Origin of the sequence: Arthrobacter sp. B2a2-09, assembly GCF_027587375.1 — a bacterium.
GTDB lineage: Bacteria > Actinomycetota > Actinomycetes > Actinomycetales > Micrococcaceae > Arthrobacter.
On sequence record NZ_JAMXIC010000050.1, the window covers coordinates 1 to 10948 of the forward strand.

Consider the following 10948-nt stretch of genomic DNA (forward strand, 5'->3'; position numbering starts at 1 on the left):
ACGGAGAGACGTAGGTAAAGAACCGCGCGAAGCGGCTTACGTGAGTCGGTCATGTGTCAATTATGCGGTATCGGCCAAACTCTCCCCAATTTCGTGATCCTGGGTCTGCCGGATGCTTCCCTGAACGAAGCCAAGGAGCGCATTCGTTCCGCGGCGCAGAATTCCGGCATCCCGCTGAGTCGTCGAAAGATCACTGCAAACCTGATTCCGGCCTCACTGCCGAAGCGCGGCTCGGGGTTCGACCTCGCGATCACCATGGCAGTATTGCGCGCTGCTGGTGATATCCGTTCGACCGAAGGTACGGTCTTCATCTCCGAGTTGGGGCTGGATGGCAGGTTGAGGCCGGTTCGCGGCATCTTGCCGGCGGTCATGGCGGCGGTTCAGGCAGGCCATCACGAGATTGTGGTGGCCCAGTCAAACGTCGCCGAGGCAGAGTTGGTTCCCGGGGCGGTTGTTCGCGGCTACAAGACCTTGGCTCGTCTTGCGTTTGATTTCGGGGCCGATCCGCAGGACCTGGCCCTGGATTATGACCCGGCCGACGGTGAAGTTACGGGAGATCAAGACGTCGGTGCCGCGGTCGTTCCGGATCTTTGTGATGTCTCGGGGCAGGGCGATGCCCGCCGTGCCTTGGAGGTTGCGGCGGCGGGGGCACATCATGTGCTGCTTTGTGGTCCGCCCGGTGCGGGCAAGACGATGCTTGCCGAGCGGCTCCCGGGGCTCCTGCCGGATTTGGGGGACCGGGAAGCCATGGAGGTCACGGCGATCCATTCGCTTTCGGCTGTCCATGTTGACTCGGTACGGCTCTTGCGTCGCCCGCCCTTTGAGAACCCGCATCACAGCGCGACCGCGGCCGCGATCATCGGCGGTGGTTCCGGCCTGCCGCGGCCCGGGGCGGCATCACGGGCGCATCGTGGCGTCCTGTTCCTGGACGAGGCGCCCGAGTACGAACGCAGGGTCCTCGACGCGCTGCGGCAACCCCTCGAGAGCGGTGAACTGGTCATCCATCGCTCCGCCGGCACGGCTGCATATCCGGCCCGCTTCCAGTTGGTCCTCGCGGCGAATCCTTGCCCTTGTGGGAAGGCCACTGGCAAGGGAGTCGATTGCACCTGCACTCCGGTGATGCGGCGCCGCTACTTCGGGCGCATGTCCGGGCCGTTGCTGGACAGAGTGGACATCCAGCTCCAAGTGGAACGTGTATCCCTCGCGGATTTTGGGCAATCCGGCACGGAGGAGGACACGGCTACTGTCGCCGGGAGGGTCCATGCCGCGCGGTCACGGCAACGCGAACGCCTGGGGAGTTTCGGGATGGAAACCAATTCGCAAGTCCCCGGGCGTGTACTGCGCGGCGAACTGCGCCTCCCTTCCGCGACCACGAAGATTCTGGATACTTCCCTGGAACGTGGAATCCTCACGGCGAGGGGCTATGACCGCGTCCTGCGTCTCGCGTGGACCCTCGCGGATCTGGGCCACAGGGACCAACCCCACAGCGATGACATCGGGCAGGCCCTTGGCTTGCGGCAGGCGGTTGCGGCCGCATGAAAGGACACGCCATGACTGAACACGGCCAGCAGTTCACCTCGGACGCCCCGGACCGGAGGGGGGAGCGGCTTGCCCGGGCGGCGCTATCACGGCTGATGGAACCGCAGGATGCGGCCGGGCTCGCCCTGGTGCAGGCCGCCGGGGCCGTTGACGGTCTCAAAATAGCGATCGGCGAGCTCGCTCCCGGGCCTGAGCTTGAGCAGGAAGTGGCTTCCTTGTTGGTTGACAGCGGGGCTTCTTCTGCCGGGGCCGGATTGGCTGCTGCATTGCGACGGTGGGCGCCCCGGATCCCGGATCTCGCCCCGGAACGGGATCTTGCCACCATGCAACGCCTTGGTGGCCGCATGATCATCCCTGGTGACCCGTTATGGCCCGCGCAGTTGGCAGATCTGGGCCTTCATGAACCGTTGTGTTTGTGGTGGCGGGGACACGAATTGGAGTTCCCACCCGTACGGCGGATCGTGGCCCTTGTCGGCTCACGGGACAGCACCAGCTACGGGGCCTCCGTAACGGGTGATTTTGCCTATGGGTTGGGTCAGCGCGGCTGCACCGTCGTGTCTGGAGGGGCATACGGGATAGACGCCCATGCGCATCGCGGGGCTTTGACCGGAGGCACAAACGACATGCCGACCATCGCAGTGATGGCCGGGGGCGTGGACCGATACTATCCGTCCGGAAATGAGGATCTGCTGCGTGCCGTGGCAAACCAAGGGGCGGTCATCGCGGAGGTCCCTCCGGGCTCTGCGCCCACACGCTACCGGTTCCTTCAGCGGAACAGAATTATCGCCGCCCTGGCAGCCGTGACCGTGGTGGTGGAAGCGCGATGGCGTTCGGGTGCCCTGAATACAGCCCATCATGCTGAATCCATTGGCAGGGCGGTCGCCGCGGTTCCGGGGTCCATCCACAGCGCAAACTCCGCGGGCTGCCATCGGCTCCTCAGGGATGGCGGGGCTATCTGTGTCACGGACGTCGGTGAGATCGCTGAACTGGCGGGATCGAGCGGCGAGGGGCTCGTCGGCGACAAGGAAGCGGCTGCCTCGGACCACGACGGACTCACCCTCGAGGACCTGATCCTGCTCGACGCCCTGCCCGTCCGTTCGACGAGCTCAGTGGAGAAGCTCTCGGTCGTGGCGGGCCTCAGCCCCGAGTCCGTCCGGGCAGGTCTTGGACGGCTCGGATTGCTCGGACTGGCAGCATCTGTGAGCGGTGCCTGGAAGAGGTCGGGGAAGCAGGGTTGAGTTTGGGACTATCACATCCGGGTTTCAAATTCGCAACGTAATTGACAGTCGACACTCAGTTAACCGGAGGTTCGCGTAGCGTCGTAGGGACGACATGGGGGATCGCTGCTCTTGAGAAGGAATGGTGTGGACGTGATGAAGTCAAGCGCACAGCCTGCGAGGTTCGTGATTGGACAGCAAATCGGTCTCTTTCTGATCGTCGGAGCAGTCTCGTTCGTCCAAGGCGGCCCTGGCCCCGTATGGCTTTGGATTCTTTTCGCGGTCTGGCAGGGGTTGCTCCTGTGGCAGTACTACAGGATCTACAGGTCCATCGGTCGTAGGTGAAGATGGCCGAACGTGGCGATGCCAGCCACGGGGCCTCGCGGCTGGCACAGTGGAAGGGTGCAAGAGAATCCGCTCCCCGATGCGCTCGCCGGGTCCGTCCGGGACTTTCAGCGTTACCTCGAAAGCGAACGGGCCAGGTCCGCCCACACCGTGAGGGCGTACATCGCAGACGTCGAGAACCTGCTGCGCTTCGCTGCCGCGGAGGGCGTGGGGGAGCTCGCAGCCTTGGAACTAGGTACCCTCCGGCGTTGGCTGGGGGCACAAAGCGAATCCGGCCGGTCCAGGGCAACACTCGCCCGGCATGCTGCGACGGCCCGCGCATTCACCTCCTGGGCCTTGCGGGAAGAACTTATCGCGTCGGACCCGGCTATCCGCCTCCAAGCCCCCAAGCGGGACCACACACTCCCTGGAGTCCTTCACCAGCAGCAGGTCTCCAGGATCTTCGAAAACCTGTCAGAGGCAGCCGCGGACGGCTCTCCGATGCCGTTGCGAAACCGCGCCGTCGTCGAATTGCTCTACGCCACGGGAATCCGCGTTGGCGAGCTCGCCGGCCTGGACATCGATGATCTCGATCCGGATCGCAGAACTCTTCGCGTGCTCGGCAAGGGCAACAAGGAACGGACAGTGCCCTATGGAGTTCCGGCCGCGCTCGCTGTCGACGACTGGCTCCGCCGCGGCCGTCCACGGCTCGCAACCGAGCGTAGTGGACCGGCACTCTTTCTCAGTTCAAGGGGCAATCGTATCGATCAGCGCCAGGCTCGCAGCGTCGTCAACGACCTCCTGGCAGCCTTGGGGGATACCGCGGCAACCGGACCCCACGCCCTGCGCCACACAGCTGCCACCCATTTGCTCGACGGCGGGGCGGACCTGCGTGCCGTGCAGGAAATTTTGGGACACAGCAGCCTCGCAACAACCCAGATTTACACCCATGTGTCGGTGGACCGGCTTCGCAAGAGCTATCAACAAGCCCACCCACGTGCTTAGGGAACGTGCTGCATTTCGAACAGTCCCAGGGTAGGAAATCTGCCCGTCCGTGAATCGCACTGGCGTAATTCCGGTACGTACGGCAAAATGAAAGCACTGTGGGGGAACTTTCAACCTAAACTTGAATGTTCTTCCGCTGCGGAAAAAATCATAGATAGGTAGGGAAACCGGAACAGCGCGTCACCCGCGCAGCAAAAATTTCATCCAGGCAGAGGTCGTTGGGGAAGACGTACCTACAGCTATGGAGGATGGAATGTCTGTTGCAACAACCCGCGGTGTCTTGTTTGTGCATTCGGCCCCTACCGCGTTGTGCCCTCACGTTGAGTGGGCCATCGGATCGGTCGTTGACAAGCGGACCGATCTTGAGTGGACCCCTCAACCTGCCGCGCCCGGAATGTTCCGGGCCGAGCTTTCTTGGGTAGGAGTCCCCGGAACGGGTGCCCAATTGGCTTCGGCATTGCGTGGCTGGGCACACCTTCGCTACGAAGTCACCGAGGAGCCCAGCCAAGGCGTGGACGGCGCGCGTTGGTCGCACACACCGGAGCTGGGTATTTTCCATGCCGTCACCGATGTCCACGGCAACATCATGGTGACTGAGGACCGGATCCGTTACGCCTACGAGTCGGGCGCGGGAGATCCTGCCGCGGTCTACCACGAGCTTTCCTTGGCGCTCGGTGAGGCCTGGGACGAAGAGCTCGAGCCCTTCCGGCATGCCGCTGAAGGCGCCCCTGTCCGCTGGCTCCACCAGGTCGGTTAGGGAACACCAGGTCGGTTAGGGAGCAAAGTACCGAAGACAGTTTTTCCATAGCAAAGAGGAGGGCCCCACCACGGTGGGGCCCTCCTCTTGTGCTTAGCTTGCGCGCCGAACCGGCAGTAACTGTCAGACGTTGCGGATAGCGATGACTGCGTTGTGGCCGCCGAAACCGAAGGAGTTGCTCAAAGCGACGATGTCACCGGCGGGCAAAGTGCGTGCCGAAGTGACGACGTCGAGCGGGATCTCTGGATCCTGGTTCTCAAGGTTGATGGTCAACGGAGCCTGGCGTTCGTAGACGGCGAGGACAGTCAGCACTGCTTCTACGGCCCCTGAAGCGCCCAACAGGTGGCCCATCTGCGACTTGGTGGCAGAGACCGCCACATTGTCGACGTGGGCGCCCAGTGCGGCGCGGAGCGCCGTGTACTCGGGCTTGTCACCGACCGGTGTAGACGTGGCATGGGCGTTGACGTGCACGACGTCCTCGGCCTGGATGCGGCCATCGAACATGGCGGCCTTCAAAGCGCGGGTAGCGCCCAGGCCCTCCGGGTCCGGTGCCGTGATGTGGTAAGCGTCGGCCGTGACCGAAGTACCGGCGAGCTCAGCGTAGATGCGCGCACCGCGGGCGATCGCGTGCTCTTCGGCTTCCAGGACCAGGGCGCCGGCGCCTTCACCCATGACAAAGCCGTCACGGTCGCGGTCGTACGGCCGAGAAGCGTGCTCGGGATCGTCGTTGCGGCGGGAGAGCGCCTGCATCGAGGAAAACGCGGCGAGGGGCATCGGGTGGATGGCGGCTTCGGCACCACCGCACACGACGACGTCGGCCTTGCCCGAGCGGATGAGATCCAGGCCGAGGTGCATGGCTTCGGTGCCGGAAGCGCAAGCAGAAACCGGAGTGTGCGCACCGGCACGGGCACCAAGGTCAAGGCTGACGGCAGCGGCGACGCCGTTCGGCATGAGCATGGGGACCGTCATGGGCAGAACCCGGCGGGGGCCCTTTTCCCTCAGCGTGTCCCACGCGTCCAGGAGCGTCCAGACGCCGCCGATGCCCGTAGCGAATGCCACGGCGAGGCGATCGTGGTCGATTTCGGTGATACTGGAATCTGCCCAGGCCTCGCGGGCGGCGATGACGCCGAACTGGGTGGACGGGTCCATGCGCTTGGCTTCAACGCGGCTCAGGACCTCGAGGGCCGGCGTCGAGCACCGGGCGGCAAAGTGGACCGGAAGGTCATACTTGGCAACCCACTCGTCCTCGAGCGTGTGGGCACCGGAGACCCCTTTGAGCGCGTTCTTCCACATCGTGGGGACGTCGCCGCCGATGGGCGTTGTGGCGCCCAGACCGGTTATGACTACTTTGCGTGCCATGCGATCACTCTCTGTCGGATCAGCCAACCCACGTGCTGTTCTCACTGGGGAGGCAGGAAAAAACTTTGGGAGATAAAGCAGCTGTGCCGGGCTTCGGATGCAACAGGTCGCACCCGAAGTCCGGCACAGTTGAGGCCAGGCTAGGCCTGTGCGTTCGAGATGAAGTTGACGGCGTCGCCGACGGTCTTCAGGTTCTTGACCTCTTCGTCCGGGATGCGGACGCCGAACTTCTCTTCAGCGTTGACGACGATGGTCATCATGGAGATGGAATCGATATCCAGGTCCTCGGTGAAGGACTTGTCCAGCTCCACGGCTTCGGTGGCGAGGCCGGTCTCTTCGTTCACGATTTCAGCCAGGCCGGCCAGGATTTCTTCGTTGCTAGCCATTGTTGGCTCCTTTTCTTGTTGTGCCGGCTATTGCCGGAAATGGGGACAAACCGCGGATACGGCTTGGGTTTCAAAGCGCTATTCAATTGGAAGGTACACGCAGTCCGAAACTACGGAAGAACGATTACCTGGGCACCAAACACCAGACCGGCACCGAAGCCGATCTGCAAGGCAAGGCCACCGCTGAGCGCGGGGTTCTCTTTCAGGAGACGGTGCGTGGCCAGCGGGATGGAGGCGGCGGAAGTGTTTCCGGCATCAGCGATGTCCCGCGCAACTACCACGGTCTCGGGGAGTTTGAGCTTCTTGACCATCTCATCGATGATCCGCATGTTCGCCTGGTGGGGGACGAACGCCGCCAAGTCCGAGGCTTCAATCCCGGCGGCGTCGAGGGCTTGCTGGGCAACCTTCGCCATTTCCCAGACGGCCCAACGGAAGACCGTCTGGCCGTCCTGGCGGAGCGTAGGCCAAACATCCTGCGCTGCGGAAATAATGGCCTGATCGTCGGATTCATCAGAATGGCGGGCAGTCTCGCCAAGGTTGCGGACTTCGTCGAGGGAATGCGTCATGCCGATCGCGTTCCACTTGCTGCCATCGGATCCCCAGACGGATGGGGCAATGCCAGGCGTATCGGACGGGCCGATGATCACCGCGCCGGCACCGTCGCCGAGCAGGAAGGAAATGGTTCGCTCATGGTTGTCGATGACGTCTGAGAGTTTCTCAGCGCCAATCACCAGGACGTATTCAGCCGCGCCCGATCGGACCAAGGCATCGCCCTGGGCAATGCCATAGCAGTAGCCTGCACATGCCGCGGAAATGTCGAAGGCCGGAGCAGGGGTGGCGCCCAGACGGTCGGCGAGGGCGGCCGCCGCGGACGGCGTGGCGTACGGGTGCGTGACGGTGGAGACGATGACGGCACCTAGCTGGGAAGCCTCAATGCCGGCCTGCTTGAGTGCCTCGCGGGCAGCTCCCTCGGCCATGTCGATGACGCTGACATTGGCTGCGGCGCGGTGGCGGGTCACGATGCCCGTGCGTTGGCGGATCCATTCGTCCGACGAATCGATCCACTGGCAGACGTCGTCGTTGGTGACGATGATGTCCGGGCGGTATGCCCCGATGCCAATGATGCGTGAGTATTCGTTCGTCGGTGCCTGCTTGAGTACGGGGGCGCTCATGCGTCTCCCTCCAATTCCGCGAAGAGTGCAAGTGCGGCGGACAAATCATCCGGGGTCTTGACGGCAACGGTTTTCACGCCTGGCATGCCGCGCTTGGCGAGGCCGGCCAGGGTACCGGCCGGTGCCAGCTCGATGAGTCCGGTGACTCCGCGCTGGACCAGGTTCTCCATGCAGAGGTCCCAACGCACCGGGCGCGAGACCTGGGCGATCAGGCTTTCGACGGCGGCGCCGCCGTCCGTGACCTCCTGGCCGTCGAAGTTCGAGAGCAAGGGAACCGTGGGAGCCTGCGGCTTGAGCGAAGGCCGCAGTGCTTCAAGCGCGCTCACGGCCGGAGCCATGTGGGAGGTATGGAATGCTCCGGCGACCTTCAGCGGGATGACCCTGGCCTTGGCCGGCGGGTTATCAGCTAGTGCTTGGAGCTGTTCGAATGTGCCTGCGGCAACGGTCTGGCCCGCGCCGTTGACGTTCGCGGGAGTTGCGCCGGCAGCCTCAATTGCGGACAGCACCTCTGCCGGATCGCCGCCGACGACGGCACTCATCCCGGTGGGGGTGACGGCGGCGGCAGCGGCCATGTTGTTGGCGCGCTCGCGGACAAACGTCATGGCTTCTTCCTCGCTCAGGACACCCGCAAGCGCCGAGGCCGTGATCTCCCCGACCGAGTGGCCGGCAAGGACGATCGGAAGGGTACTGAGTTCGACGTCGAACAGCGACTTCGCTGCCACGAGCCCTGCGGCAACGATCAAGGGCTGCGCGATCGCAGTGTCCTTGATGGTTTCTTCGTCGGAGGTGGTGCCGTGGGCCTTGAGGTCGATGCCTGCGATTTCGCTCAGGGAGGCCAAATGGCCTTCTACGGAAGGGAGCTCCAGCCAAGGGGCCAAAAATCCAGGGGTCTGGGAGCCCTGTCCAGGGCAGACGATTGCAAGCACGTAACCAGCTTTCCAAATTGCCGCGTGAACTACTGGTGTTTGCGTACACCAAGCTCACTGGGTCAGTTTGTAGGAAGTCTACAACGGTTCAACCCGCGGATCGGGTACCGTGACGCTCCGACGTCGCCTTTGGCTGGGCCGAAAGCCTGCCCACAACCAACGCAGTTTGGAGCACAAAAGCCTCCCGGGGGAGGAGTGGATCCCACCCTGTGACGTCGCAGACGCGCTTGAGACGGTACCGCACCGTGTTCGCATGGACGAATAGCTCGCGGGCAGTTGCTTCGAGGGAATGGCCGAGCTCCAAGTACGTGCTTAGCGTCTCGACCAGCCCGTTGGAAGCGGCCAGCAGCGGCCGGTAAATGTTCTTGATGAGGGAACGTCGGGCGGCGTCGTCACCTGAGACCACGCGTTCCGGGAGGAGGTCGTCCGCGGCTACCGGCCGCGGAGCCGCAGGCCAAGCCTTTGCGGCGGTGAGCCCTGCAAAGGCTGCCTGGGCGGAGCTGCTTGCCTCCAACAGGGAGCCGGCCTCGGGTCCGTAGACCACCGCGCCCGGGGCGAACAGCTCGCTCAGTTTCAGATACGCGGTGTCGCGGTCCTGCACGCCACCGAGAATCAGGATGAGGCGGTCGCCCTGGATGCCAACCAGCGCGTCCTCCGCGTAGCGTCCGGCGGTCCGGCGCAACTCGCTCACATAGCTTGCGCTTGGTTCCGACGGCGAGTTTCCCACCATCACCGTGAAGCGCTCCTGGGCCTTCCAGCCGAGGGCCGCGATCCGGGAACGAAGGGCATCCGTATTCTCGCCACGGAGGATGGCGTCCACAATAAGGGCTTCGAGCCTGGTGTCCCAGGAACCGCGGGACTCTGCGGCGCGGGCATAGACATCCGCGGCGGCGAATGCAACTTCCCGCGAATAGCGCAGGACCGCTTCGCGCAAAGAAGGCTGGTCGGCTTCGGGTGCGATCACCGGGACCTGGTCCTCCACCACCTCGACCACGATCCGGATCAGCTGGAGAGCCTTTTGCAGGCTGATGGAGCGGGTCAGCTCGGTGGGAGCATTCCCGAAGACGTCCGTCAGGATCCACGACGGCGAGCTCGGCCTTTCGTACCAGGTCACGAAAGCCGCAATTCCGTTTTGGGCGACCAGGCCCAAGGCTGAACGTTCGTCGGAGCTCAGCCGGCTGTACCACGGCAACGATTTCTCAAGCTTGCGCATGGTGGTGGTGGACAGTTGCCCCACATTGGCGCGGAGCCGCTTGAGGGTCTCCGCCTTTTCCGGTGTTACCGTGCGCGCAGCCGCTTTACGTTTTGCGGGGGTTTGAATCGGCTCTGCCATGCCTTGAGCATACGGCGCATTATCCACAAGCTCCATTTGTGCGAAGGCTACAACTGCGATTGGTGCGCGTCACGCGCTCGCTGTGCCGATTGGTGCTGTGGGGCGATTGTTAAAGCCTGAATGTTAAAGCCCGACGGCGGCCCGTACCTTTCGGTGCGGACCGCCGTCGAGATGTTGCTTGGATTCGCTTTGCTTCGCTGGAGGCTTAGCTTTCGCCGCCCGCCCCTCCGGTGGTGCCGGCATTGACATCGAGGAGACTGTACTTCTCGATTGCCTGGGCCGCCGCTTGGGCGTCAACTTCGCCTCGGCGGGCGAGGAGTTGAAGGGCTTTCACGACGATGGAGTGGGTGTCGTTTTTGAAGAAGCGGCGTGCGGCCTGGCGGGTGTCGGAGAACCCGAAGCCGTCGGCGCCGAGGGAAGCGAACTCGTTGGGGACGAATTGGCGGATCTGGTCCGGGACGGCCTTCATGTAGTCGGTGACGGCGATGACCGGTCCGGTGGCGCCGGCGAGTTGCTGCGCGACGAACGGGGTGCGGGGTTCTTCGCCCGGGTTCAGGAAGGCGTGTTCTTCGGCGGCGAGTCCGTCGCGTCGGAGTTCGTTCCAGGAGGTCACGGACCAGACGTCTGCGGAGACTCCCCAGTCCTGGGCGAGGACTTTCTGTGCTTCCAGTGCCCAGGGGACCGAAACACCGGAGGCCAGGAGCTGCGCGCGGGGCCCGTCGGTTTTCGCCGGGGCGAGCAGGTAGATGCCCTTCAAAACACCGTTGACATCGAGGTTCTCCGGTTCCGCGGGCTGGCTGATCGGTTCGTTGTACACGGTGAGGTAGTACATGAGGTTCCGGTCCTCGGAGTGCTCCCCGTACATGCGTTCGAGTCCGTCGCGGATGATGTGTCCGATTTCGTAGCCGTAGGCGGGGTCGTAGGTGAGCA

Annotated in this window: 10 protein-coding genes; 4 read left to right on the plus strand and 6 right to left on the minus strand. The window is 63.8% G+C overall.

All coding sequences use genetic code 11. The annotated features are described in order from the left end of the window. Positions 1–51 precede the first annotated feature (51 nt). From NFJ07_RS25215 to NFJ07_RS25230, 4 genes are all read left to right on the plus strand, one after another. Positions 52–1539 (plus strand): YifB family Mg chelatase-like AAA ATPase, encoded by a 1488-nt coding sequence (locus tag NFJ07_RS25215; RefSeq protein WP_442865401.1) that lies wholly within the window; start codon positions 52–54, stop codon positions 1537–1539. An 11-nt stretch (positions 1540–1550) separates the two neighbouring features. Further along, complete coding sequence (gene dprA / locus NFJ07_RS25220) at positions 1551–2777, plus strand: DNA-processing protein DprA (RefSeq protein WP_269998816.1); 1227 nt, start codon at positions 1551–1553, stop codon at positions 2775–2777. 342 nt (positions 2778–3119) lie between these two features. After that, positions 3120–4085: a tyrosine recombinase XerC gene (locus NFJ07_RS25225; protein WP_442865403.1), complete on the plus strand. Its 966-nt coding sequence runs from the start codon at positions 3120–3122 to the stop codon at positions 4083–4085. A gap of 253 nt (positions 4086–4338) precedes the next feature. After that, positions 4339–4842 (plus strand): DUF3145 domain-containing protein, encoded by a 504-nt coding sequence (locus tag NFJ07_RS25230; protein ID WP_269998818.1) that lies wholly within the window; start codon positions 4339–4341, stop codon positions 4840–4842. Between the two features lie 123 nt (positions 4843–4965). Here the strand turns inward: NFJ07_RS25230 and fabF are convergent, their stop codons facing one another. From fabF to NFJ07_RS25260, 6 genes are all read right to left on the minus strand, one after another. Continuing rightward, on the minus strand, positions 4966–6201 hold the full coding sequence (gene fabF, locus NFJ07_RS25235) for a beta-ketoacyl-ACP synthase II (protein ID WP_269998820.1): 1236 nt from the start codon (positions 6199–6201) through the stop codon (positions 4966–4968). Positions 6202–6341: 140 nt separating this feature from the next. Then, positions 6342–6587, minus strand: coding sequence for an acyl carrier protein (locus NFJ07_RS25240; protein ID WP_028267518.1), 246 nt, complete (start codon positions 6585–6587; stop codon positions 6342–6344). Between the two features lie 110 nt (positions 6588–6697). After that, positions 6698–7759, minus strand: coding sequence for a beta-ketoacyl-ACP synthase III (locus tag NFJ07_RS25245; protein WP_269998823.1), 1062 nt, complete (start codon positions 7757–7759; stop codon positions 6698–6700). Further along, positions 7756–8685 carry an ACP S-malonyltransferase gene (locus NFJ07_RS25250; protein ID WP_269998824.1) on the minus strand — a complete coding sequence of 310 codons (930 nt, stop codon included), beginning with the start codon at positions 8683–8685 and terminating at the stop codon, positions 7756–7758. The genes NFJ07_RS25245 and NFJ07_RS25250 overlap by 4 nt, the downstream gene beginning before the upstream one ends. Before the next feature lie 88 nt (positions 8686–8773). Beyond that, entirely contained in the window at positions 8774–10018 is a 1245-nt protein-coding gene (locus NFJ07_RS25255) for a PucR family transcriptional regulator (RefSeq protein ID WP_269998826.1), read from the minus strand. Between the two features lie 205 nt (positions 10019–10223). Continuing rightward, positions 10224–10948 (minus strand): transketolase-like TK C-terminal-containing protein (locus tag NFJ07_RS25260; RefSeq protein ID WP_442865402.1); only part of this gene is annotated, 725 nt, incomplete at its 5' end.

Coding starts and splice junctions, on each gene's coding strand:
- NFJ07_RS25215 (WP_442865401.1), top strand. CDS start 52: ATGTGTCAATTATGCGGTATCGGCCAAACTCTCCCCAATTTCGTGATC.
- dprA (WP_269998816.1), top strand. CDS start 1,551: ATGACTGAACACGGCCAGCAGTTCACCTCGGACGCCCCGGACCGGAGG.
- NFJ07_RS25225 (WP_442865403.1), top strand. CDS start 3,120: ATGCCAGCCACGGGGCCTCGCGGCTGGCACAGTGGAAGGGTGCAAGAG.
- NFJ07_RS25230 (WP_269998818.1), top strand. CDS start 4,339: ATGTCTGTTGCAACAACCCGCGGTGTCTTGTTTGTGCATTCGGCCCCT.
- fabF (WP_269998820.1), bottom strand. CDS start 6,201: ATGGCACGCAAAGTAGTCATAACCGGTCTGGGCGCCACAACGCCCATC.
- NFJ07_RS25240 (WP_028267518.1), bottom strand. CDS start 6,587: ATGGCTAGCAACGAAGAAATCCTGGCCGGCCTGGCTGAAATCGTGAAC.
- NFJ07_RS25245 (WP_269998823.1), bottom strand. CDS start 7,759: ATGAGCGCCCCCGTACTCAAGCAGGCACCGACGAACGAATACTCACGC.
- NFJ07_RS25255 (WP_269998826.1), bottom strand. CDS start 10,018: ATGGCAGAGCCGATTCAAACCCCCGCAAAACGTAAAGCGGCTGCGCGC.